The organism is Streptomyces glaucus (assembly GCF_039533365.1).
Classification (GTDB): Bacteria; Actinomycetota; Actinomycetes; order Streptomycetales; family Streptomycetaceae; genus Streptomyces; species Streptomyces glaucus.
Window position 1 is genome coordinate 1,600 of record NZ_BAAATK010000006.1, and the last position, 23,280, is coordinate 24,879.

Below are 23,280 nucleotides of genomic sequence, written 5' to 3' on the forward strand. Positions count from 1 at the left end.
CCGAGCCCACCACCCAGGCGGAACCGGAAGCCGACGCGAAGCCCGAACCCGAGCCCACCACCCAGGCGGAACCGGAAGCCGACGCGAAGCCCGAACCCGAGCCCGCCGCCCAGGCGGAACCGGAAGCCGACGACAGGAGCGGCGCGGGCGACAAGGCGGAACCCCGGACCGAGGCGCCCGCCGAGGCCGAACCGACCCCGGAACCGACCCCTGTCCCGGCCCCGGAACCGACCCCTGCCCCCACCTCCGAAGCCACCCCCGACGACACTCCCGAAGCCACCCCCGACGACACCTCCGAGGTCACCCCCGACAACGCCGAAGCCACCCCCGACGGCACTCCCGAGGAACCGGCCACCCCCGAGCCCGCGGCCACCCCCGAGCCCGCCGCCGCCGGCGGTGAGACCGCCCCGCAGGAATCGCCCGCGGCCGCCGACGGAGCCGTCACGGATGACGCGGACGAGCGTGCCCCCGCCGAGGGCGACGGCGAGACCGAAGCGGCCCCCGCCGAGGGTGACGGCGAGGGCAACGGCGAGACCGAAGCGGCCCCCGCCGAGGGAGACGCCGAGGGAGACGGCGAGACCGAAGCGGCCCCCGCCCCCGCCGTCCCCGCCACCCTCACCACCGCCCACAAGGCCGCCGCCGCCACCCTGGCCGAGCTCGGCCTCACCCAGGCCCGGGCCAAGGTCTACCTCGTCCTGGACCGCTCGGCCTCCATGCGCCCGTACTACAAGGACGGCTCCGCCCAGGCCCTCGCCGAGCAGACCCTCGCCCTGGCCGCCCACCTCGACCCCGAGGCCACGGTCCGCGTCGTGTTCTTCTCCACGGAGGTGGACGGCACCGCCGACCTCACCCTCGCCGACCACGAGAACAGGATCGACACCCTGCACGCCGAGCTCGGCCGCATGGGCCGCACGAGCTACCACGCGGCGGTCGAGGAAGTCGTCGCCCACCACGCGAGGACCGCCCCGGACACCCCCGCCCTGGTGGTCTTCCAGACCGACGGCGCGCCCGACGCCAAGACCCCCGCCACCCAGTCCCTCACGGACGCCGAGAAGAACCACCCCTCGGTCTTCTTCTCCTTCGTCGCCTTCGGGGAGCACGACAACAAGGCCTTCGACTACCTCCGCAAGCTGAAGACCGCCAACACGTCCTTCTTCCACGCGGGCCCCGCCCCCCGCGAGCTCACGGACCACGAGCTCTACGAGGGCGTCCTGGCCGCCTGGCGTCCCTGACAGCCCCTCCTCCCCCTCCCGGGCCGCCCCTTCCACCCCTCCCACCCCTCGAAACAGGAAGCGGGCGGCCCACCCGTGTCGGCTACGATTTCAAGGTTCCACGGACGACCCGAAACCACGAGATCGTCACTACACGTAACGACCTGGGAGCAGCCCGCGATGGCTCGACACCTCATCACCAGCGCCCTTCCGTACATCAACGGGATCAAGCACCTGGGCAACATGGTGGGGTCCATGCTCCCGGCGGACGTGTACTCCCGCTACCTGCGCCAGCGCGGCCACGAGGTCCTCTACATCTGCGCGACGGACGAGCACGGCACCCCGGCGGAGCTGGCGGCCAAGGAGCAGGGCCTTCCCGTGGACGAGTTCTGCGCGCAGGCGCACGACGCCCAGAAGGCGGTCTACGACGGTTTCGCGCTCGCCTTCGACTACTTCGGCCGCAGCTCCTCCCCGCAGAACGTCGAGATCACCCAGCACTTCGCCCGCAAGCTGAACGAGAACGGCTTTATCGAGGAGCGGGCGATCCGGCAGGTCTACAGCCCCGCCGACGGCCGCTTCCTCCCGGACCGCTACGTCGAGGGCACCTGCCCCCACTGCGGCTACGACAAGGCCCGCGGCGACCAGTGCGAGAACTGCACCCGCGTACTCGACCCCACGGACCTGCTGAACCCCCGCTCGGCGATCTCCGGCTCCACGGACCTGGAGGTCCGCGAGACCAAGCACCTCTTCCTCCTCCAGTCCAGGCTGCAGCACGAGGTCGAGGAGTGGGTGGCCGCCCACGAGGAGGAGTGGCCGCAGCTCGCCGCCTCCATCGCCCGCAAGTGGCTGACCGAGGGCCTGCACGACCGCGCGATCACCCGTGATCTGGACTGGGGCGTCCCGGTACCGGCCGACACCTGGCCGGAGCTGGCCGCCGAGGGCAAGGTCTTCTACGTCTGGTTCGACGCGCCGATCGAGTACATCGGCGCGACGAAGGAGTGGGCGGACCAGGACCCGGAGAACCGGGACTGGAAGTCCTGGTGGTACGAGGCCGACTCCGGCGACGACCCCGTCCGCTACACGGAGTTCATGGCCAAGGACAACGTCCCCTTCCACACGGTGATGTTCCCGGCGACCGAGCTGGGCGTGCGCGAGCCGTGGAAGAAGGTCGACTACGTCAAGGCGTTCAACTGGCTGACGTACTACGGCGGCAAGTTCTCCACGTCCCAGAAGCGGGGCGTCTTCACCGACCAGGCCCTGCAGATCCTCCCCGCCGACTACTGGCGCTACTTCCTCATGGCCAACGCCCCGGAGTCGGACGACGCGTCCTTCACCTGGGAGCACTTCACCGCCACGGTCAACAAGGACCTGGCCGACACCCTCGGCAACTTCGTCAACCGGGTCCTGTCCTTCTCCAGGAAGCGCTTCGGCGAGGAGGTCCCGGCGGGCGGCGAGCCCGGCGAGGCGGAGGCGCGGCTCGGTGCGGAGATCGCCCGCCTGCTCGCCGAGTACGAGTCCCAGATGGAGTCCCTCCAGTTCCGCAAGGCCGCCGCGGCGCTGCGCGCCCTGTGGTCGGCGGGCAACTCCTACCTGGAGGAGAAGGCGCCCTGGCTGGAGATCAAGACCGACAAGGACGGCGCCGCCCTCACCCTGCGCACGGCGATGAACCTGATCCACCTGTACGCGGTGGTCTCCGAGCCGTTCATCCCGGCGACCTCCGCCGCGATGCGCTCGGCCTTCTCCCTGCCGGACGACACGGCGACCTGGGTCACGCAGGACGAGGCGAAGGCCCTGGCCTCCGTCCCGGCCGGCACCCCCTTCACGGTTCCGCCGGTCCTGTTCGCCAAGCTGACCGACGACGACCTCGCGGACTACAAGGAGCGCTTCGGCGGCGAGCCGCAGTAAGCCCCGCAGACGGCGCCCCGTGAGCCCGGTGACACCGCCCGGTGTCACCGGGCTCACGTCTGTGGCACGCCTGTTACCGCCGGACCTGGACGAGCCGTCCCGAAGACGAAGATCATGGAAGTCACGGCCGCAAGGGCTTCGCCGTCGAGGCCCATGAGTGGGGGGAACCAGCCATGGCCCTGTTCGGAAACGCACACAGCATCGACCCGTCCCAGGCCCAGCAGGACTACGCCCGCCTGCTCGGCCCCGGCGAGCAGGTCCACGCCGCCTGCCTGCTGATCCGCGACACCATCCTGTTCACCGACCGCCGCATGATCCTGGTCGACAAGCAGGGCATCACCGGCAAGAAGACGGAGTACCACTCCATCCCGTACCGCAGCATCACCCACTTCTCCGTGGAGACCGCCGGCACCTTCGACCTCGACGCCGAACTGAAGATCTGGATCTCCGGCAACCCGACCCCGATCCAGAAGACCTTCACCAAGGGCGTCGACATCTACGAGATCCAGGCGATCCTGACGCAGTTCGTCGCGGGATGACCGCACCGGCGCCCGGGACGCTCGCGGGCCGGGCGGGAACCCCGGGGCGAGCCGGGTGAGAGTCCCGGGGACGCGGGCGGCCCGGAACCGGTGCCGGTTCCGGGCCCGGTGCCTCACTGGGCGGTCAGGACCCCCGCGCCGGTCGTCGTGGCCAGCTCGGCCGGCAGGTTCTTCACGGACGTCTGGAGCCCGGCGTTCAGGGCCGGCGTCCAGTTGACGGCCGTCTTGATCTTCTTGGAGTTCGCGGCGTTGTACGCGGCCACCAGATCGGTCTCCGTGCCGTTGACGAGGTTGCCGCCGCCCGCGACCGAGCCCGTGCCGTCGCCGCTCAGCAGCTTGGCGACCTTGCCGCCCGAGGGCAGGATCCAGTGGTTGCGCTCGGCGACGACCTGCGCCTTGGCACGGGAGTCGATGCTGTACTTGAGCGCGTAGCCGTTGAGCGTGGTCGTGTCGTAGACGTTGTTGTAGAGGTGGATCTGCCCGATGCGGGCCAGCGGGGCCCGCTGCACGATCCCCTTCCACACGTTGTGGTGGATCGTGACGCGCAGCTTGCCGGTGCTGTCGGTGTCGCTGCTGCCGATCAGCATGGTCTTGTCGTGGCTGGTGAACACGTTCCGCTCGACCGTCACCAGGTCGGAGCCGTTGGTGATGTCCAGGGCGCCGTCGTGGACCTGGTACTTGCGGCCGAAGTACGTCTTCTCCTGGCTGTCGAAGAACGGCGCGTCGGTGAAGGTGTTGTGGTCCGCCCAGACGTGGGTCGCCCCGCGCAGGGTGACGGAGTCGTAGGCGGAGTTCCACTCGCCCGCCGAGCCGTCCGTCGGGTCCCACTGCGGGAAGCAGTCCTCGGTGGCGGAGAAGGCGAGGTTGCGGATGATGACGTTGTCCACGCCCTTCACCTGCAGGCTGCCGCCCTTGATCCCGGCGTTCGTACCGGGCACGCCCACGAGGGTGGTGTTGGCGGGCACCTTGAAGACGATGTTCTTCGCCTGCTTGGCCTGGGCGGCGGCGCGGGCGTTCTCCTGCGTGCCCGAGGGCGCCTTGTCGCCCCAGGTCGCCGGGTCGTACGCCTTGAGGTAGGCGTCCAGCGAGTAGCCGGTGCCGGCGGCGTAGTCGGCGCAGGTCAGCTTCTTGCCGGTGTCGTCGGTGTTGGCGTCGATGGTGCCCTCGACCTTGATGATCCTCGGTGTGGTGTCCGAGGCGGAGCCGAGCGCCTTCACCAGCTCCGCCCGGGTGCCGACGGTGAAGGTGTGCGCGGAGTCGGCCTTGGCGCCGCCGGTCGTGCCCGTTCCGGAAGCCGCCCAGCCGTCCTCGGCGGGCAGCGTCCGGTGGTACAGGTCGACGGCTTCGGCGTTGGCGTTCATCACGAAGACGCCGGTACCCGCGGCGGCGGCCACCACGGCGGCGGAGAAGACGAGGGCACGGCGCTTGCGGAGCGAGCGGCGGTGGGAGGCGGATGCCACGGATGAGTCCTTACGGGGGTTCGCTGAGACACGCGGTTCGTGTGAAGCCCCGCTGAGGGGCTTCCGACTCCCCAGTGGCCGCGGACCGCGAAAAGGTTGCCCCGGGACTTCCGCACCCGCTCCCGCACCTGCTCCCGCTCCCGCTCCCGTCCTTGCCCGCGTTTCCGCTCCCGCTTTCGCTTTCGCTTTCGGCGAGGATCACGGGACACCGTCCGCGCCGGCCCCGCGGGGCGCGGACCCCGATGGGCCGGCCCCGAGGAGGCCGTGGGCGGATCACTCGGCGGCGCCACCGCTCCCACACGTGAAGCGGCCCGGCCCCGAGGAGGGGCCGGGCCGCTTCACGTGTGCGCGTCGGTCACTTCGGCTGCGGCTTGCGCACCGTCAGGTGCAGCTCCTTCAGCCGGGCCTCGTCCAGCTCCGTCGGCGCGCCCATCATCAGGTCCTGGGCGTTGCCGTTGAGCGGGAAGGCGATCGTCTCGCGGATGTTGGGCTCGTCGGCGAGCAGCATCACGATGCGGTCGACGCCGGGCGCGATGCCACCGTGCGGCGGGGCGCCGAAGCGGAACGCGCGCAGCATGCCCGCGAACTCGCGCTCGACGGTCTCGTTGTCGTAGCCGGCGATCTCGAAGGCCTTCAGCATGATGTCCGGCTCGTGGTTCCGGATCGCGCCCGAGGACAGCTCGACGCCGTTGCAGACGATGTCGTACTGCCAGGCCAGGACATCCAGCGGGTCCTGGGTCTCCAGGGCCTCCAGGCCGCCCTGCGGCATCGAGAAGGGGTTGTGCGAGAAGTCGATCTTCCCGGTCTCCTCGTCCTTCTCGTACATCGGGAAGTCGACGATCCAGCAGAAGCGGAAGACGCCTTCCTCGAAGTGCCCGGCGCGCTTGGCGGCCTCGACCCGCACCGCGCCCATGATCTTCGAGACCTCGTCGAAGTCGCCCGCGCCGAAGAACACCGCGTGGCCGGGGGCCAGGGACAGGCGCTTGGTCAGCTCGGCGACGTTGTCCTCGGTGAGGAACTTCGCGATCGGGCCCGTCAGCCCGCCGTCCTCGCCGACCCGGACCCACGCCAGGCCCTTGGCGCCCAGCGAGACGGCGTACTCGCCGAGCTGGTCGAAGAACTTGCGCGGCTGGTCCTGGACCGCCGGCACCGGCAGCGCCCGCACGTGCTTGCCGGCGAACGCCTTGAACTCCGAGCCCGCGAAGACGTCGGTGATGTCGACGAGCTCCAGCTTGGCGCGCAGGTCCGGCTTGTCGGAGCCGTACTTCAGCATCGCCTCGCGGAACGGGATCCGCGGGAACGGGGAGGTGACGTGCCGGCCGCCGCCGAACTCCTCGAAGAGCTCCGTCATCAGCTTCTCGATCGGCTGGAAGACGTCCTCCTGCTCGACGAAGCTCATCTCGACGTCGAGCTGGTAGAACTCGCCCGGCGAGCGGTCGGCGCGGGCGTCCTCGTCCCGGAAGCAGGGCGCGATCTGGAAGTAGCGGTCGAAGCCGGAGATCATCAGCAGCTGCTTGAACTGCTGCGGGGCCTGCGGAAGGGCGTAGAACTTGCCCGGGTGCAGCCGGGAGGGGACCACGAAGTCGCGCGCACCCTCGGGGGAGGTGGCGGTCAGGATCGGGGTCGCCATCTCGTTGAAGCCCATCGCCGCCATCTTGTGACGGATCGCGGAGATGACCGCCGTGCGCAGCATGATGTTGCGGTGCATGCGCTCGCGGCGCAGGTCCAGGAAGCGGTACTCCAGGCGCCGCTCCTCGTTGACCCCGTCCTCGGTGTTGATCGTGAAGGGCAGGGGGGCCGCCGCGCCCAGCACCTCGACCTCGCCGACCTCGATCTCGATCTCGCCGGTGGGCAGGTCGGGGTTGACGTTCTCCGCGCCGCGGGAGACGACCTTGCCGTCGACCCGGACGACGGTCTCCTTGGAGAGCTTGTCGAGGGCCTCGTACGCCTCCGTCCCCGGACGGGCCACGAGCTGCGTGATGCCGTAGTGGTCGCGCAGATCGATGAAGAGGATGCCGCCCAGGTCGCGCCGATTGTGCAGCCAGCCACTCAGCCGGACGTCGGTGCCGACGTCAGAGGCGCGGAGCTCGCCGCAGGTGTGGGACCTGTACCGATGCATCGTCGTTCATCCAGTCTTCGCGGATCGGGGGCCTGTTCCACGCGCACGTGTTTCACGTGAAACGTCACCCCCAGCGTACCGGGCACCCCGGGATCGGCTCCTCACCGTTCCCGGGTGCCGCGGGCCGCCGCGGGCCGTACCTCCGTGTGCGATCGGGGGCAGTGCTCGACGCACTCTTCTCGAAGTGGGGCAATGCGCACCGGTGAGCCCCTGTCCGCCGGGGGGGCCGATCCTGGCCGCCCTCGCGACCGGCCGGTGGCACCGGGACACCGCCGCCGGGCCGGTCACGGTCGACGCCGGGGCGGCGTGGCTCGCCGCGGCCGAGGGCGCCCTCGCCGGGGCACGCGTGCGGATCGCCGGGGCACGCGTGCGGATCGTGGACGAGCGCGGCCGGGTGATCCGTACCGCACGTCTCCGCCCGGGCACGCCGCGGGCGGGCCGCCCCGTCGGGACGGCCCGCCCGGGTGGCGGATCGTCAGTCCTGCGGTCCGGCCCCGGTCATCCCGTGCACCGCCGGGACGGTCCCGAGCCGGCCCTTCTGGAAGTCCTCGAAGGCCTGCATCAGCTCCTCCTTGGTGTTCATCACGAAGGGGCCGTAGTGGACCATCGGCTCCCGGATCGGCCGCCCGCCCAGCAGCACGACCTCCAGGTCCGGCGTACGGGACTCCTGCTTCTCGTCCGCGCGGACGGTCAGCGAGGATCCCGCGCCGAAGACGGCGGCCTGCCCCAGGCGGACCGGCCGGCGCTCGGCGCCGACGCTGCCGCGTCCGGCCAGCACGTACGCCAGGCCGTTGAAGTCCTCCCGCCAGGGGAGCGTGATCTCGGCGCCCGGCGCCAGCGTCGCGTGGATCATCGTGATCGGCGTGTGCGTGACGCCGGGTCCCTGGTGGCCGTCCAGCTCACCGGCGATGACGCGCAGCAGCGCGCCGCCGTCCGGGGAGGTCAGCAACTGCACCTGGCCACCGCGGATGTCCTGGTAGCGGGGGGCCATCATCTTGTCCTTGGCCGGAAGGTTCACCCACAGCTGCAGGCCGTGGAAGAGGCCGCCGGACATGACCAGCTGCTCCGGCGGGGCCTCGATGTGCAGCAGGCCCGAGCCCGCGGTCATCCACTGGGTGTCGCCGTTGGTGATGGTGCCGCCACCGCCGTGGCTGTCCTGGTGGTCGAAGATCCCGTCGATGATGTACGTGACGGTCTCGAAACCGCGGTGGGGGTGCCAGGGGGTGCCCTTGGGCTCGCCCGGCGCGTACTCCACCTCGCCCATCTGGTCCATCATGATGAACGGGTCGAGGTGGCGGTAGTTGATCCCGGCGAACGCCCGGCGCACCGGGAAGCCCTCGCCCTCGAAACCGCTCGGCGCGGTCGTGACGGCGAGCACGGGACGTGCCACGGCGTCGGCCGGCGCGGTCACGCGGGGCAGCGTCAGCGGGTTCTCGACGGTCACTGCAGGCATGTCGGTACCTCCTCGGGTGCGTCCACTTTAGTTGAGAGTTGAACTTTCTGCCACCCTCAACAGGAAAGGCCCGGAGGGCATTCCCTCCGGGCCGCACCGCGGGGCACCGCGCACGGGGTCAGCCGTACATGCGCCGCATCGCGAACTCCACCATCTGCTCCACGGCCTTGGCGTCGAAGACGATCCGGTGCTCGCCCTCCATGTCGAGCACGAAGCCGTAGCCGGTCGGCAGCAAGTCGATCACCTCGGCACCGGTGATCACGAAGTACTTGGACTCCTTGCCCGCGTACCGGCGCAGCTCCTTGAGCGAGGTGAACATCGGGATCACCGGCTGCTGGGTGTTGTGCAGGGCGAGGAAGCCGGGGTTGTCGCCGCGCGGGCAGTAGACCTTGGAGGTCGCGAAGACCTGCTGGAAGTCCTCGGCGGACATCTGCCCGGTGGTGAACGCCCGCACCGCGTCCGCGAGCGAGGGCGGGGACGGCTCGGGGTACAGCGGCGCCTGCTGCCCGTATCCGCCGTTCATCGGCTGCTGCGGCGGGGCGTACTGCTGCTGAGGGCCCACGGTCTGGTCGTAGCCGTACATGCCCGAAAGAGTACTCAGTCACAGATCGCCGGATCGGGGTTGCTTCTTATTACCGACGGGTAGCATCATCTTAGCTACTTGTTGGTACGTGAACTAGGTGCGAGGAGTCAGTGCCTCGCCGATCCCTCTACGGAGCCGTCGCCATGGGGCACTACAAGTCGAATCTCCGCGACATCGAGTTCAACCTCTTCGAAGTTCTCGGGCGGGACAAGCTGTACGGCACCGGCCCGTTCGAGGAGATGGACGTCGAGACCGCGAAGAGCATCCTGGAAGAGCTGACGCGGCTGTCGGAGAACGAGCTGGCCGAGTCCTTCGCCGACGCCGACCGCAACCCGCCGGTCTTCGACCCCGAGACGAACACCGCGCCGATCCCGGAGAGCTTCAAGAAGAGCTACCAGGCCTTCATGGACTCCGAGTACTGGCGCCTGGGCCTGCCCGAGGAGATCGGCGGCACCACCGCGCCCCGCTCCCTGATCTGGGCCTACGCCGAGCTGATCCTCGGGGCCAACCCGGCCGTGTGGATGTACTCCTCCGGCCCGGCCTTCGCCGGCATCCTCTTCGACGAGGGCAACGAGGTCCAGAAGCACATCGCCAAGATCGCCGTCGAGCGGCAGTGGGGCTCCACCATGGTGCTCACCGAGCCGGACGCCGGCTCGGACGTCGGCGCCGGCCGCACCCGGGCCGTGCAGCAGGAGGACGGCTCCTGGCACATCGAGGGCGTCAAGCGCTTCATCACCTCGGGCGAGCACGACATGTCGGAGAACATCCTCCACTACGTGCTGGCCCGTCCCGAGGGCGCCGGCCCCGGCACCAAGGGCCTGTCCCTCTTCCTCGTCCCGAAGTACCTGTTCGACTTCGAGACCGGCGAGCTGGGCGAGCGCAACGGCGTCTACGCCACCAACGTCGAGCACAAGATGGGCCTGAAGGTCTCCAACACGTGCGAGATGACCTTCGGCGACAAGCACCCCGCCAAGGGCTGGCTGGTCGGCGACAAGCACGACGGCATCCGCCAGATGTTCCGCATCATCGAGTTCGCCCGCATGATGGTCGGCACGAAGGCGATCTCCACGCTGTCCACCGGCTACCTGAACGCGCTGGAGTACGCCAAGGAGCGCGTCCAGGGTCCGGACCTGAAGAACTTCATGGACAAGACCGCGCCCAAGGTCACCATCACCCACCACCCCGACGTGCGCCGCTCGCTGATGACGCAGAAGGCGTACGCGGAGGGCATGCGCGCCCTGGTGATGTACACCGCCTCCATCCAGGACGCCATCCAGGTCAAGGAGGCCAACGGCGAGGACGCCACCGCCGAGCACGCCCTGAACGACCTGCTCCTGCCGATCGTCAAGGGCTACGGCTCCGAGAAGGCCTACGAGCAGCTCGCCCAGTCGCTGCAGACCTTCGGCGGCTCCGGCTTCCTGCAGGAGTACCCGGTCGAGCAGTACATCCGCGACTCCAAGATCGACACCCTGTACGAGGGCACCACGGCGATCCAGGGCCAGGACTTCTTCTTCCGGAAGATCGTCCGCAACCAGGGCGCCGCGCTGAACTCGCTCGCCGAGGACATCAAGAAGTTCCTCGCCCTCGGCACGGGCGGCGAGGAGCTGGCCGGCGCCCGCGAGCACCTCGCCAAGGCCGCCGTCGAGCTGGAGGCCATCGTCGGCCTGATGCTCACCGACCTCGCGGCCACCGAGCAGGACGTGAAGAACATCTACAAGGTCGGGCTCAACACCACCCGCCTGCTGATGGCCTCCGGCGACGTGATCGTCGGCTACCTGCTGCTGAAGGGCGCGGCGATCGCCGCGGAGAAGCTGGAGACGGCCTCCGCCAGGGACCGGGCGTTCTACACGGGCAAGATCGCGGCGGCGAAGTTCTTCGCGGCCAACGTCCTGCCGGGCGTCACGCTGGCCCGCAAGGTCACCGAGAACGTGGACCTGGAACTGATGGAGCTGGACGAGGCCGCGTTCTGATCCGGCCGTTCCGCCGTCTTGCGGAAGCCGCCCCGGGCCCTTCCGGGACGAGTCCTTCCGGGCGGTCCGGGCTCTTTCCCGGCCCTCCCGCAAAAAATCCCGTCCCGGGTGCGACACGCCCCGGGGGCCGAGGCGTCTACGGGATGTACGGGGTTCCACGGCGGAGCCCGCGGCGGTGAAGGGACGGGAACGGGTGACGGCTGCAAGAGCTCTCGACGAGTTCCAGGGCTTCGCCCGCGCCGTCACGCCGCGCCTGTTCCGCTCCGCCCTGCTGATGAGCGGTGACTGGCATCTCGCCGAGGATCTGGTGCAGACGGCCCTCGGCAAGGTGTTCGCCTCCTGGTCGCGGGTACGGCGGGCCGACAGCCCGGACGCCTACGCGCACACCGTTCTGATGCGCAGCTACATCTCGCACAAGCGGCTGCGCCGCTCCTCGGAGCAGCCGGTCGCCGCGTTACCGGACACGGCCGACGCCTCCGCCGCGGACAACGCCCTGCGCCTCACCCTGCTGGCCGCGCTGCGGGAGCTGCCGCCGCGCGACCGGGCCGTGGTGGTCCTGCGCTACTGGGAGGACCGCAGCGTGCAGGAGACCGCGTCCGCGCTCGGGATGACCCAGAGTTCCGTCCGCAACCGCAGCAGCCGGGCGCTGGCGCGGCTGCGCAAGGTCATCGGGGACGGGCGGGACTCGGTCGCCGTGTTCTGAGCCGCCCCGCCGCGAACCCCCGCCCACTCCCCCACGCCGGAACCGACACTGGAAAGGACGGTGCCCCCCATGCGGAACGACGACTCCGCCCCGCACGACGAGCTGCGGTACGGCGTGGAGCTGTCCCAGACCCTCGCCACCGCCCTGGACGGGCTTCCGTCGCGCACCGAGCACCTGGTGACCGGCGCGGTGGCGCGGGGCACCCGGATCCGGCGCCGCAGGCGGTTCGCGGCCTGGGGCGCGGCCGGTACGGCGACCGCCGCGCTGTCCGCGGCCGCGGTGCTGTTCGGGCTGCCGGGCGGCCCGGAGCCGGCGACGACGGTGGCCCTGCCGGAGTTCTCCGCCGGCAGCACCGCCGCGCCCGCCGGGAAGGAGCCGGTGACCGGCGCCGCCACCGCCGCGCTGCTGGCGGAGCTGCTGCCGGGGCGGCCGGCGGTGACGGACGCGACCTCGCGGGACAGCGGCCGCGCGGGCGGGCCGGTGCGGACGTACGCCGAGCTCACCCTGGCCGACGGCGGTTCGGTCGCCGTGTGGCTGCAGGGAGGGTACGCGCAGGACGGGGTGGCGGCCCCGGAGGCGGGCCGGGAGGGGGAGGCGCGGTCCAAGGACCGGCCCGCCGGCAAGGGCGATCCGTCGGCGGAGCGGACGGACCTCGCCGAGCACTACTCGTGCGCCGCCGGCGACCGCAAGTGCCGGGTCACCCGGCTCGACGACGGTTCGGTACTGCTCTCCCGGGAGGGGCCCGGCGGGGCCGGCACGACCGCCGACGTGCTGCGTCCGGACGGCACCCGGATCGCGGTGACCGCGGTCGGCACCGGCTTCTCCGCCGGCCAGCTGCGCGCGGTCGCGGGCAGCGCGCGCTGGCAGCTGTGGGTCGATCCGGCCGTCAACCGGGAGGCGGTTCAGGCCAACCCCGCGGGAACGGGGGGAATGTCCGGATGAATCCGGCCAGCAGAGGGACAAATGTGGCGGAATATGAGCTACCGGCTGTTTACCGTCCCGAACTCGCTGATTCCGCTTCGACCGGGACATGGCCGAAGGAAAACGCAACCATCGACCGATCGGCCGCTCAAACCCCAGAAGCGGCCAAAGAGCGGAGATTAATCAAACATCCGTTCAGAACTTCCTTGTTAGCGTCTCGTCCGCCCCGGAGCGCGGCGGCCGTCGCCGCACGCCTCACGGGCATCACCCATCAGAAGCGAGACGAAGCGGGAAGAGACCACCATGGCAAAACGCTTCAGCGCTGCACTGCTCGCCGCCGTCACCACCGCCGCCGGCCTGGGCCTCGCCCTGGCCGCCCCGGCGTCCGCCGCCGACCGCGACGGCGTCTGCAACACCGGCGAGCTCTGCTACTTCTTCAACAGCGACTACCAGGGGTCGCGTTCGGACTTCTTCTACAACGACGCCAACCTCGTCGACAACAAGTTCCTGAGCACCGGCGCCGGCCAGGGACAGGTCGTCAAGAACAACGCCGCGGGCGGCTTCAACTACGAGACCTCCCTCGCCGTGACCGTTTGGTACAACAGCAACTACAACAACGGCACCTACGACGGCCGTTCGGACACCCTGCCCGCCGCCACCGGCGACGGGCGGTTCGACAACGTCTACAACGAGAACGCCTCCCACAACTTCTGGTAAGCACCACGCCGGAACCGAGGAAGGGGGTGCCCGCCCGACACCGGCGGGCACCCGCGCGTCGTCTCCAGACACCCACGAGCGGACCCATGAACCCACTCGCACCGCGCCTTCTCGCCCCCCTGCTCCTGGCCGCCGGCTGCGCGCTGCTCACCGCCTGCTCGGGCGACCGGGACCCGGCCCCCGCGCCCGACCCGCCCTCCCGGACGGTCACCGCCACGGCCCCGGCGCCCCGCGCGCCCGAGCCGCTGAAGATGCCCATCGACCCGTACCGCATCAGCAACGCCGAGCACGCCGAGCTGCGCGCGGCCGAGCAGATCCTCGTCAACGCCTGCCTGGAGCGGCTCGGTTCGGACTACCGCTCCCCGCACACCGCGGTGGTCCGGCCCGCCCCCGAGGCCCCCTACGGCATCACCGACCGGCAGTGGGCCCGCGACCACGGCTACCGGATCCCGCCCGGCCTGCAGGCCCGCCCCGACCCGGACGCGGCCCAGCCGGACGCCACCGCCCAGGCGCTGATCACCGGCGGCGTCGCCTACACCGAGGACGGCGACCCGATGCCCTTCGCGGACGTCGAGAAGGTCACCCGGTACCGCGGCAGGGCCGTCCCCGAGGGCGGCTGTCTCGGCGAGGCCCGGCGGACGCTGGCCGAACGGGACGACAACCGCGACCTGACCGGCGTACCGCGGGACATCTACGGCGAGGCCTACCAGAAGTCCCGGCAGGACCCGGAGGTGAAGCGGGTGTTCGCCGCCTGGTCGGACTGCATGAGGGAGAAGGGCCACGACTACGCGAGCCCGCTCGACCCGTCCAACGACCCGCGGTTCCCCGAGGACCCGCCGGCCAGCGCGGACGAGAAGCGGACCGCCGTGGCCGACGTCGCCTGCAAGGAACGCACCGGCCTGGTCGCCGTCTGGCACCGGGTCGAGAGCGCGATCGAACGGTCCCTGATGGCGGAGCACCCCGACGAGCTGGCGGCGGCCAGGGCCGACCGCGAGACCCGGCTCGCCAACGCCCGCCGCGTGAACGCACGGCACGACTGATCCCGACCCCGCGATCACCGACGATCTCTGGAGAACAGACGCATGAAGCTCCGCTCCGCCCACACAGCCGCCCTGCGCGCCGCGCTGCCCGTGCTGTTCCTCGCGGCCGTCGCCGGCTGCGGCTCGTCCGACGACGGGTCCGGCAAGGCCGGGGACGCCGGCACCGGCGGCAGCGCCGCCGCCCGGGGCGGCGAAGCGGTGGAGCCGCTGCCGCTGTCCGCGTACTCCGCCACCTCCGAGGAGGACGAGAAGACCATCCAGCAGGCCTCCGACCTGCTGATGAAGGAGTGCATGCAGCGGTTCGGCTTCGCCTACACCCCGCAGCCCGGGGTCGAGGAGGCCGAGCCGGCGCGGGACTCCGAGTACCGGATGATCCCCGCCGCCGACGCCGCCGCCCACGGCTACCACTCCCCGGACGGCGGCGAGCCCGTCGACGAGACCGGCGACGACGGCAAGGCCGGCTCCGAGGCCGAGAACGCCGTCCGCCTCGGCACCGGCGCCCGGACGGTCGGCGGCAAGGCCGTCCCGGAGGGCGGCTGCAAGGGCGAGACCGACCGGACCATGGCCGCGGGCCTGCCCGAGCTGCCCGTGCCCAGCCCGGTCGACCAGGCCGCGAACGAAGCGGCGCAGAAGGCGCAGTCCGACCCGAAGCTCACCGCGGCCGTCGCCGAGTGGAGCGCGTGCATGAAGGAACAGGGCTTCGTCTTCGCCCATCCGCGCGACGCCGCCGGCCGGTTCCTCGGCAAGGGCGCCAAGGGCGACCGGCCCGCCGACGGCGCCCGCACCACGCGGACCGCGACCGACGAGGAGAAGAAGGTCGCCGTCGCCGACAGCGGCTGCAACGAGAAGGCGGCCCTGGAGGAGACCTGGGTGTCCGTCATGAGGCCGCTGGAGCAGGCCGAGATAGACGAGCGGGCCGAGCAGTTCGAGCTCTTGGAGGAATGGCACAAGGGGTACGTGCGCAACGCCCAGAAGGCCCTCGCGAGCAGCTGATGCGCTTCCCGGGACAGAGTGAGCCGGAGGCCGGCGCGGCCGCGGGCGTGACCCGCGGCCGCCGCTGGGTGGTCGCCGTCGCCGTCGGCGCCGTACTGCTGACCGGGGCCGGCGTCGGGGCCTCGCTGGTCGTCAAGTCGCCCGCGCAGGCCGCCGCCGACTCCGAGGCGCCGCCGCCGGACGTGCTGACGGCGCCCGTCGAGCGGCGGGTGCTGAAGACGTCCGTGATCCTGCGCGGCACGGTCGTCGCCGGGCAGAGCGTGGACGTGACGCCCGGCGCGGCCGGCGCCGGGGCGGAGGGCGCCTCGGCGCCGACCGTGACCAAGACGCCGCTGAAGGCCGGTGACCGGGTCGCCGCGGGCAAGACGCTCATCGAGGTGTCCGGGCGGCCGGTCATCGCCCTCCACGGCGGTCTGCCCGTCTACCGGGACCTCAAGCCGGGCTCCGAGGGCGACGACGTCGCCCAGCTCCAGAAGGCCCTGGCCGAACTCGGCCACAGCACCGCGCCGGACGCCTCCGGGACGTACGGCGCGGGCACGAAGGCCGCCGTGACCGCGCTGTACTCCGCCCTCGGCTACGACCCCGTCGAGGCCGGCGGCGAGGAGGGCTCGGACGTCGAGGCGGCGGAGGACCTGGTGAAGTCCATGGAGCGGGCCGTGGAGGACGCCCGGGACGCGCTGGACGACGCGGAGGAGGCGCAGGAGGCGCAGGAGGCGGCCGAGCAGGCGGCGGGCGCCTCGGGCGCGCAGGCCCCGGGCGCACAGACCCCGGGCGCACAGACCCCGGGCGCGCAGACCCCGGGCGCGCAGACGGGAGCCCCGGGCGCGCGGGCGGGCTCCGGTGGTACGGCGGCCGGAGCGCCGGCGGGACCGGCCGCGTCCGCGTCCCCCGGCGCGGCCCCGGGGACCGGCGGCGGCCAGGGGGGCGGCGGGAACGGCGAGGACGTCCTGGAGGAGCCCCGCAAGAACCTCGCCCGCGCCCGGGAGGACCTGGCCGAGGCCCGCGCGGACCTGGAACGGGCGCGCTCGGCGGCCGGGGCGATGCTGCCGTCCTCCGAGGTGGTCTTCCTGGAGAGCTTCCCCGCGCGGGTCGACAGCGTCTCCGCCGAGGTCGGCGCCCAGGTGTCGGGCGCCGTGATGAAGGTGTCCTCGGGCGCGCTGGAGGTGCACGGACTCCTCCAGGCGCACCAGAAGGAGCTGATCCGCGCGGGCATGCGCACACGGATCCTGTCCGAGGTCACCGGCGCGGAGGCCGCCGCGCGGGTGGAGTCGGTGGCGGACTCGCCCTCCACCGAGCAGTCCGCGCAGGGCGACGGCCAGGGCGGGCAGGACGGGCAGGCGTCCGCCGGGAGCGGCCGCTCCGGGTACCTGGTGGTGGTCGATCCCGACCGCACGCTCCCGGCCGATCTGGCCGGCCAGGACGTACGGCTGACCGTGGAGGCCGGCTCGACCGACGGCGAGGTGCTGGTCGTACCGGTGACCGCGGTGTCCGCCGGGGCCGACGGCCGGACCGTCGTGACCGTCGTCGACGCGGACGGCCGCCAGCGGCGGGTGCCGGTGCGGGCGGGCACCACCGGCGACGGGTACGTCGAGGTGACCCCGTCGGCGGGCGCACGGCTCGCCGAGGACGACCGGGTGCTGACCGGCGTACGGCGGGCCGCGGGGACGGCGACGGGCGGGGGCGGCTCGTGACGGCCGGGGAGGGGACGCCGCCGGTGATCGAGTTCCGGCGGGTGGCGCTCACCTATCCCGGACCGCCGCCGGTCGAGGCGTTCCGCCCCTGCGACCTGACCGTCCACCGGGGCGACTTCGTCACCGTCGTCGGCCCCTCCGGCTCCGGGAAGTCGACCTTCCTGAACATCGCGGGGCTGCTGGACGCGCCGACCTCGGGCACCTACCTGCTGGACGGCATCGACACCGGGACGCTGCGGGACGCCGACCGCACGGCGCTGCGGGGCCGCCGGATCGGGTTCGTCTTCCAGGCGTTCCACCTGATGCCGCACCGCAGCGCCCTGGAGAACGTCGTGCTCGCGATGGTCTACTGCGGCGTCCCGCGCCGGGAACGCGCGCCGCGCGCGCGTGAGGCCCTCCGACGGGTCGGCCTCGGCCACCGCGTCGACGCGCTGCCCACCCGGATGTCGGGCGGCGAGCGGCAGCGGGTCGCCATCGCGCGGGCGCTGGTGGCCCGGCCGTCGCTGCTGCTGTGCGACGAGCCGACCGGCAACCTGGACAGCGCCAACGCCCAGGCCGTGCTGCGGCTCCTGGAGGAGCTGCACGACGAGGGCATGACCGTCGTCCTCATCACCCACGACCGGGACGTCGCCGCGCGCGGCCGGCGCTCGGTGGCGATCCGCGACGGGGTGCTGAGCGAGGAGGCGGTGACCGCATGAGGGCACGGTGGCCCGGGGCCCGCCGGCGGCCGACGGCGGTCGAGCCGTCCTCCTTCGCCCTGCGCGACCTGCTCGCCGAGGCGGTGGCCGGCATCCTCCAGCGGCCCGGCCGCAGCGGGCTGACCGCGCTGGGCACGGTCCTCGGCGTCGGCACCTTCGTCGCCGTCCTGGGGCTGACCGCCACCGCGTCCTCGCAGATCGACTCCCGGTTCGACCTGCTCACCGCGACCGAGGTGACCGTCGAGGACGTGGCCCGCGAGCGGGACGAGTTCGCCGGCGACGCCTTCCCGAAGGACGCCGGGGAGCGGATCGAGGCGCTGGGCGGGGTGCGGCACGCGGGCGTGTACTGGCCGGTGCGGCCCGCCGGCGGGGCGCCCGAGGTGCGGTCCTCGCCGGTCGGGGACGCCTCGGGGGAGCGGATCGAGATCGTGGCCGCCTCGCCCGGCGTGCTCGACGCCGCCGTGCCGACGATGGCCGAGGGGCGGCCGTACGACGACTACCACGCGCGCTCCCGGCAGCCGGTGGCCGTCGTCGGCAGCGCGGTCGCGGCGCGGCTCGGCATCTCCACCCTGGAGACGCGGCCCGCGCTGTTCATCGGCGACCAGCCGTTCACCGTGATCGGCGTCGTGGACGACGTGGAGCGCAAGGCGGACGTGCTGATGTCCGTGCTGGTGCCCGACACCACCGCGCGCGACCTGTGGGGGCCGCCCGCCGAGAGCGCGCGCATGCTGGTGTCCACGGAGGTGGGCGCGGCCCGGCAGATCGCCGACGAGGCGCCGGTCGCGCTGCGCCCCGACCACCCCGAGTACCTGAAGGCGATCCCGCCGCCCGACCCGAAGACCCTGCGCTCGTCCGTCACCTCGGACCTGAACCAGCTCTTCCTGCTGCTGGCCGGGATCTGCCTGGTCATCGGCGCGGTCGGGATCGCCAACACCACCCTGGTGGCGGTCCTGGAGCGGACCGGGGAGATCGGGCTCCGCCGGGCGCTGGGCGCGCGCGGGCGGCACGTCACCACCCAGTTCCTCGCCGAGTCCGGGGCGCTGGGCGCGCTCGGCGGGCTCGTCGGCACCAGCCTCGGCACCGTCGCGGTCGTCGCGGTCGCCGTCGCCCGCGACTGGACGCCCGTCGTCCACCCGGGCACGGTCGCGGCGGCCCCGGTCGTCGGCCTGGTGACCGGCGTCCTCGCCGGGGTGTACCCGGCGTGGCGGGCGGCGCGGGTGCAGCCGGTGGAGGCGCTGCGGCGCTGAGCGCCGGCCCCCGTCCCGGGCGGAGCGCGGGACGCGCGCCCGGGAGGCCGCGGTCCCCCTCCCGGACGGCTCGCCGGACGCGTCCGCAAAGACCGCGAGGAGCGTCCGGAAAAGCCGCCACGCGCACGCCCGGGAAGGCCACGGGACCGCACGCCCGCGGAAACCACGAGGCCGCCCGGAAAGGCCGCGAGGCCCGCCCGGAGAATCCGCCGGACGCGCACCCGCGGCGGCCTCGGGGCGCACGCCTTCCCGGTTGCGGGGCGCGCCGCGGTCCCACGCTCCCCGCACCGCCCCGCCACCGGACACCCCGGCCGCGCTGGGGCCCTCCGCCGCCGAGCCTTATGGTGGCTGCCATGAGCGAACCCTCCCGTTTCGACCGCGGCCACACCGACGACCTGATGTCCTTCCTGGCGGCCGGCCCGTCGCCGTACCACGCGGTGGCCGGCACCGCGGAGCGGCTGGAGAAGGCGGGCTTCCGACGGGTCGCGGAGACGGACGCCTGGGACGGGGGGAGCGGCGGCAAGTACGTGCTGCGCGGCGGCGCGATCGTGGCCTGGTACGTCCCCGAGGGCGCCGCGCCGCACACGCCGTTCCGGATCGTCGGCGCGCACACCGACTCCCCCACCCTGCGGGTCAAGCCGCTCCCGGACACCGGCGCGCACGGCTGGCGCCAGGTGGCCGTCGAGATCTACGGCGGGCCGCTGCTGAACTCCTGGCTCGACCGCGACCTGGGCCTGGCCGGCCGGCTCACCCTGCGCGACGGCACCACCCGCCTGGTCAACGTCGACCGGCCGCTGCTGCGCGTCCCCCAGCTGGCGATCCACCTCGACCGCTCGGTCTCCGCGGAGGGCCTGAAGCTCGACAAGCAGCAGCACATGCAGCCCGTCTGGGGGCTCGGCGGCGACGTCCGCGACGGCGACCTGATCGCCTTCCTGGAGGAGGTGTCGGGGCTGCCCGCGGGCGAGGTGACCGGCTGGGACCTGATGGTCCACTCCGTGGAGCCCCCGGCGTACCTCGGCCGGGACCGGGAGCTGGTCGCGGGCCCGCGCATGGACAACCTGCTGTCGGTGCACGCGGGCGCGGCGGCGCTCGCGGCGGTGGCGACCGGGCCCGGCGCCGCCGGCCTGCCGTGCATCCCGGTGCTGGCCGCCTTCGACCACGAGGAGAACGGCTCCCAGTCGGACACCGGCGCGGACGGCCCGCTGCTCGGCAACGTGCTGGAGCGTTCGGTGTTCGCGCGCGGCGGCTCGTACGAGGACCGGGCGCGGGCCCTGGCGGGCACGGTCTGCCTGTCCTCCGACACCGGCCACGCCGTCCACCCCAACTACCCGGAGCGGCACGACCCGACGCACCGCCCGCGGGTCAACGGCGGGCCGATCCTCAAGGTCAACGTCAACAACCGCTACGCCACGGACGGTTCGGGCCGCGCGGTGTGGGCCGCGGCCTGCGAGAAGGCCGGGGTGCCCTTCCAGTCGTTCGTCTCCCACAACTCCATGCCGTGCGGCACGACGATCGGCCCGATCACCGCGGCCCGGCACGGCATCCGGACCGTGGACGTCGGCGTGGCCATCCTGTCGATGCACAGCGCGCGGGAGTTGTGCGGCGCCGACGACCCGTACCTGCTGGCCAACGCGCTGGCGGCCTTCCTGGAGGGGTAGGGCGAGAGGGAGAACGGCGCGTCCCCGCATGGGTGTTGGGCCTCGGGGTACCCGAAGGGAACCGGAACGACCGGAAAGCCCGGAACGACCGGATCCACAGGGAGGCGACACTCATGGGCCTCGGCGGGTGCATCATCCTCATCGCCGTGGGAGCCATCCTCACGTTCGCGACCGACTGGGACATGCAGGGGGTCAACCTCGATCTGGTCGGCATCATCCTGATGATCGTCGGCCTGATCGGCGTCTCGACGTTCAGCAGCATCGCCCGGCGCCGGCGCGTGGTGGTGCCGCCCACGACGCCGGTGGTCGACGACCCGGCGGTACCGCACCACCGTCGCGACGGCTACAGCGACGGCTACGGCGTCTGACGCCACGGGCACGCGGAACGGGAACGGACGCGGACACGGCTCCGAGGCGGGCGTGACACACCGGGCAGGTGCGTCACGCCCGGCACGTGTCAGGCGCCGGCCGCGCCGGCCCCCGCGCTCTCCCCGGCTTCTTCGGCCCCTTCGGCTTCTTCGGCCCCTTCGGCCCCTTCGACCCCTTCGGCCCCTTCGTCCATGCCTGCCAGCACCAGCGGCAGGCGGTCCGCCCCGCCCTCGGTGAGGCGGACCGGCACGCCCCAGTCCTGCTGGTGGACGTGGCAGGCGGGGTACTCGTTGGCCGGGTCGTCGTCGCAGGAGGCCGCCATCGCGGAGACGTGCAGCACGCCCTCCGGAACGGCGGGATCGAGCGCCAGGGTGCGGGACAGCTCGGTTCCCGCGCCCGCCCCGTCCAGCAGCAGCCCGGGCGGGGTGGCGGAGACCAGCAGCCGGGTCGAGGGGCCGTAGCGGGTGTCCAGCTTCTGGCCGGCCGGGGCCTGGAAGATCACGTCCAGCCGGAGCCGTCCCGGGGCGACCTCGGTGGCGGCGCGCCGGGTGCGGTGGGCGACGGCGGCGACCTTGACCGCCTCCTCCGGCAGCCGCAGCCGGGTCAGGCGGTGCCGGGCGGACTCCACGACCACGATGTCGTCGCCGACCAGGACGGCGTCGCTGGGTTCCCGCAGGTCGGTGGCCAGGGTGGTCACCTCGCCGGTCGCGGGGTCGTAGCGGCGCAGGGCGTGGTTGTAGGTGTCGGCGACGGCGACCGAGCCGTCGGGCAGCGCGGTCACCCCCAGCGGGTGCTGGAACAGGGCCTGTCCGGCGGCGCCGTCGCGGTGCCCGAAGTCGAACAGGCCGGTGCCGACGGCGGTGTGGACGCTGCCGTCGGCGTCCACCCAGCGCAGGGCGGACGTCTCGGAGTCGGCCAGCCACAGCCGCTCGGGCGTGGCCGCGAGCCCCGACGGCTGGGCGAACCAGGCCTCGGCGCCCGGCCCGTCGACGAGCCCCTCGTTGGTCGTGCCGGCCGTGACGGCCACCGTGTCGCCGTCCGGGTCGTACGCCCACAGCTGGTGGACGCCGGCCATGGCGATCCAGACCCGGCCCCGCCACCAGGCCACGTCCCAGGGGGAGGACAGGTCGACCTCGCGCGCGGGGCCCGAGGTCGGGGAGCCCTGCCACCACTGCCTGCCGGTGCCCGCGAGGGTCGTGACCTCGCCGGTGGCCGGGTCCAGCCGCCGCAGGGCGTGGTTGACGGTGTCGGCCACCACGACGGAGCCGTCGTCGAGGAGGGCCAGGCCCTGCGGCTCGTTGAACGCCGCCGCGTCGGCCGGGCCGTCGGTGAAGCCGCGCGCGCCGGAGCCGATCCGGCGCACGACGCTCTCCCCGTCCGCCGCCAGCTCCACCAGCTGGTGCCGGGTGGTGTCGCTGACCAGGAAGTTCCCCGACGGCAGCAGGATCGCCTTGCCCGGGAAGCGCAGCACCGTCGGCTCCGGCTCCGGCGGCACGTACGGGCCGTCGCCGCGGCGCAGCGTGCCCTTCGCGGCGTGCTCGGCCTCCAGCTCGGTCACCAGCCGCTCGATGGCGTGTACATGTCCCTCACCGGCGTGCTGGGCGACGACGTACCCCTCGGGGTCGATCACCACGAGCGTCGGCCACGCGCGCACCGCGTACTGCTTCCAGGTGGCCAGCTCGGGATCGTCGAGCACCGGGTGCTCCACGCCGTACCGCTCGACGGCGTCGACCACCGCCGCGTGCTCGGCCTCGTGCACGAACTTCGGCGAGTGCACCCCGATCACCACGACCGTGTCCCGGTGTTTGGCCTCCAGTTCGCGCAGCTCGTCCAGGACGTGCAGACAGTTGATGCAGCAGAACGTCCAGAAGTCCAGGATGACGATGCGTCCTCGCAGGTCCGCGAGGGTGTACTGGGTGTCGCCCGTGTTCAGCCAGCCGCCCTTGCCGGTCAGCTCGGGGGCGCGGACGCGAGCGCGTCGGGGTGCCGAGTGGTTCATGCGT

General features: G+C 72.5%; 19 protein-coding genes. 14 read left to right on the forward strand and 5 right to left on the reverse strand.

Going from position 1 to position 23,280, the window contains the following annotated elements:
- From ABD363_RS06280 to ABD363_RS06290, 3 genes are all read left to right on the forward strand, one after another.
- Nucleotides 1-1,232: VWA domain-containing protein (locus tag ABD363_RS06280; RefSeq protein ID WP_344600449.1), on the forward strand; the 1,232-nt coding region annotated here is incomplete at its 5' end.
- A gap of 159 nt (nt 1,233-1,391) precedes the next feature.
- Nucleotides 1,392-3,116, forward strand: a complete 1,725-nt coding sequence (gene metG, locus ABD363_RS06285) for a methionine--tRNA ligase (RefSeq protein WP_344600451.1) — start codon at nt 1,392-1,394, stop codon at nt 3,114-3,116.
- Nucleotides 3,117-3,289: 173 nt separating this feature from the next.
- On the forward strand, nt 3,290-3,655 hold the full coding sequence (locus tag ABD363_RS06290) for a PH domain-containing protein (RefSeq protein ID WP_344600453.1): 366 nt from the start codon (nt 3,290-3,292) through the stop codon (nt 3,653-3,655).
- Between the two features lie 113 nt (nt 3,656-3,768).
- Here ABD363_RS06290 and ABD363_RS06295 read toward each other — a convergent pair whose 3' ends face one another.
- The 4 genes from ABD363_RS06295 to ABD363_RS06310 form a co-directional block, all read right to left on the reverse strand.
- Nucleotides 3,769-5,115 carry a pectate lyase family protein gene (locus ABD363_RS06295; protein ID WP_344600455.1) on the reverse strand — a complete coding sequence of 449 codons (1,347 nt, stop codon included), beginning with the start codon at nt 5,113-5,115 and terminating at the stop codon, nt 3,769-3,771.
- Between the two features lie 355 nt (nt 5,116-5,470).
- Nucleotides 5,471-7,234, reverse strand: a complete 1,764-nt coding sequence (aspS, locus tag ABD363_RS06300) for an aspartate--tRNA ligase (RefSeq protein WP_344600457.1) — start codon at nt 7,232-7,234, stop codon at nt 5,471-5,473.
- A 475-nt stretch (nt 7,235-7,709) separates the two neighbouring features.
- A complete protein-coding gene (locus tag ABD363_RS06305; RefSeq protein WP_344600459.1) occupies nt 7,710-8,687 on the reverse strand; it encodes a pirin family protein in 978 nt (325 codons plus the stop codon).
- A 118-nt stretch (nt 8,688-8,805) separates the two neighbouring features.
- The gene (locus ABD363_RS06310; RefSeq protein WP_344600461.1) at nt 8,806-9,270 is read right to left on the reverse strand and encodes an SseB family protein; all 465 of its coding nucleotides are present in this window, start codon (nt 9,268-9,270) and stop codon (nt 8,806-8,808) included.
- 143 nt (nt 9,271-9,413) lie between these two features.
- Here ABD363_RS06310 and ABD363_RS06315 point away from each other — a divergent pair, with 143 nt between their 5' ends.
- From ABD363_RS06315 to ABD363_RS06365, 11 genes are all read left to right on the forward strand, one after another.
- Nucleotides 9,414-11,240, forward strand: a complete 1,827-nt coding sequence (locus ABD363_RS06315) for an acyl-CoA dehydrogenase (RefSeq protein WP_344600798.1) — start codon at nt 9,414-9,416, stop codon at nt 11,238-11,240.
- A gap of 193 nt (nt 11,241-11,433) precedes the next feature.
- Nucleotides 11,434-11,943: a SigE family RNA polymerase sigma factor gene (locus ABD363_RS06320; protein WP_344600463.1), complete on the forward strand. Its 510-nt coding sequence runs from the start codon at nt 11,434-11,436 to the stop codon at nt 11,941-11,943.
- 69 nt (nt 11,944-12,012) lie between these two features.
- Nucleotides 12,013-12,885, forward strand: coding sequence for a hypothetical protein (locus ABD363_RS06325; RefSeq protein ID WP_344600465.1), 873 nt, complete (start codon nt 12,013-12,015; stop codon nt 12,883-12,885).
- 282 nt (nt 12,886-13,167) lie between these two features.
- Nucleotides 13,168-13,581: a peptidase inhibitor family I36 protein gene (locus tag ABD363_RS06330; RefSeq protein WP_344600467.1), complete on the forward strand. Its 414-nt coding sequence runs from the start codon at nt 13,168-13,170 to the stop codon at nt 13,579-13,581.
- Between the two features lie 86 nt (nt 13,582-13,667).
- Nucleotides 13,668-14,621 carry a hypothetical protein gene (locus ABD363_RS06335; RefSeq protein ID WP_344600469.1) on the forward strand — a complete coding sequence of 318 codons (954 nt, stop codon included), beginning with the start codon at nt 13,668-13,670 and terminating at the stop codon, nt 14,619-14,621.
- Nucleotides 14,622-14,663: 42 nt separating this feature from the next.
- Nucleotides 14,664-15,614 (forward strand): hypothetical protein, encoded by a 951-nt coding sequence (locus ABD363_RS06340; RefSeq protein ID WP_344600471.1) that lies wholly within the window; start codon nt 14,664-14,666, stop codon nt 15,612-15,614.
- Nucleotides 15,614-17,305, forward strand: coding sequence for a peptidoglycan-binding protein (locus tag ABD363_RS06345; RefSeq protein ID WP_344600473.1), 1,692 nt, complete (start codon nt 15,614-15,616; stop codon nt 17,303-17,305). Before ABD363_RS06340 ends, ABD363_RS06345 begins: the two co-directional genes overlap by 1 nt.
- On the forward strand, nt 17,302-18,003 hold the full coding sequence (locus ABD363_RS06350) for an ABC transporter ATP-binding protein (RefSeq protein ID WP_344600475.1): 702 nt from the start codon (nt 17,302-17,304) through the stop codon (nt 18,001-18,003). Before ABD363_RS06345 ends, ABD363_RS06350 begins: the two co-directional genes overlap by 4 nt.
- Complete coding sequence (locus ABD363_RS06355; protein ID WP_344600477.1) at nt 18,000-19,250, forward strand: ABC transporter permease; 1,251 nt, start codon at nt 18,000-18,002, stop codon at nt 19,248-19,250. The genes ABD363_RS06350 and ABD363_RS06355 overlap by 4 nt, the downstream gene beginning before the upstream one ends.
- A gap of 353 nt (nt 19,251-19,603) precedes the next feature.
- On the forward strand, nt 19,604-20,908 hold the full coding sequence (locus tag ABD363_RS06360) for a M18 family aminopeptidase (RefSeq protein ID WP_344600479.1): 1,305 nt from the start codon (nt 19,604-19,606) through the stop codon (nt 20,906-20,908).
- 113 nt (nt 20,909-21,021) lie between these two features.
- Nucleotides 21,022-21,276 (forward strand): DUF6458 family protein, encoded by a 255-nt coding sequence (locus tag ABD363_RS06365; protein WP_344600481.1) that lies wholly within the window; start codon nt 21,022-21,024, stop codon nt 21,274-21,276.
- A gap of 89 nt (nt 21,277-21,365) precedes the next feature.
- On the opposite strand, the gene ABD363_RS06370 is transcribed toward ABD363_RS06365, so the two are convergent.
- Nucleotides 21,366-23,276 carry a thioredoxin-like domain-containing protein gene (locus ABD363_RS06370; protein WP_344600483.1) on the reverse strand — a complete coding sequence of 637 codons (1,911 nt, stop codon included), beginning with the start codon at nt 23,274-23,276 and terminating at the stop codon, nt 21,366-21,368.
- Nucleotides 23,277-23,280: the final 4 nt, after the last annotated feature.

Excerpts from the sequence above, each read along its gene's own strand:
- ABD363_RS06335 (WP_344600469.1), top strand. The coding sequence starts at position 13,668 with ATGAACCCACTCGCACCGCGCCTTCTCGCCCCCCTGCTCCTGGCCGCC.
- ABD363_RS06370 (WP_344600483.1), bottom strand. The coding sequence starts at position 23,276 with ATGAACCACTCGGCACCCCGACGCGCTCGCGTCCGCGCCCCCGAGCTG.
- ABD363_RS06325 (WP_344600465.1), top strand. The coding sequence starts at position 12,013 with ATGCGGAACGACGACTCCGCCCCGCACGACGAGCTGCGGTACGGCGTG.
- ABD363_RS06340 (WP_344600471.1), top strand. The coding sequence starts at position 14,664 with ATGAAGCTCCGCTCCGCCCACACAGCCGCCCTGCGCGCCGCGCTGCCC.
- ABD363_RS06315 (WP_344600798.1), top strand. The coding sequence starts at position 9,414 with ATGGGGCACTACAAGTCGAATCTCCGCGACATCGAGTTCAACCTCTTC.
- ABD363_RS06345 (WP_344600473.1), top strand. The coding sequence starts at position 15,614 with ATGCGCTTCCCGGGACAGAGTGAGCCGGAGGCCGGCGCGGCCGCGGGC.
- ABD363_RS06290 (WP_344600453.1), top strand. The coding sequence starts at position 3,290 with ATGGCCCTGTTCGGAAACGCACACAGCATCGACCCGTCCCAGGCCCAG.
- ABD363_RS06355 (WP_344600477.1), top strand. The coding sequence starts at position 18,000 with ATGAGGGCACGGTGGCCCGGGGCCCGCCGGCGGCCGACGGCGGTCGAG.
- aspS (WP_344600457.1), bottom strand. The coding sequence starts at position 7,234 with ATGCATCGGTACAGGTCCCACACCTGCGGCGAGCTCCGCGCCTCTGAC.
- metG (WP_344600451.1), top strand. The coding sequence starts at position 1,392 with ATGGCTCGACACCTCATCACCAGCGCCCTTCCGTACATCAACGGGATC.
- ABD363_RS06305 (WP_344600459.1), bottom strand. The coding sequence starts at position 8,687 with ATGCCTGCAGTGACCGTCGAGAACCCGCTGACGCTGCCCCGCGTGACC.
- ABD363_RS06310 (WP_344600461.1), bottom strand. The coding sequence starts at position 9,270 with ATGTACGGCTACGACCAGACCGTGGGCCCTCAGCAGCAGTACGCCCCG.
- ABD363_RS06330 (WP_344600467.1), top strand. The coding sequence starts at position 13,168 with ATGGCAAAACGCTTCAGCGCTGCACTGCTCGCCGCCGTCACCACCGCC.
- ABD363_RS06360 (WP_344600479.1), top strand. The coding sequence starts at position 19,604 with ATGAGCGAACCCTCCCGTTTCGACCGCGGCCACACCGACGACCTGATG.
- ABD363_RS06365 (WP_344600481.1), top strand. The coding sequence starts at position 21,022 with ATGGGCCTCGGCGGGTGCATCATCCTCATCGCCGTGGGAGCCATCCTC.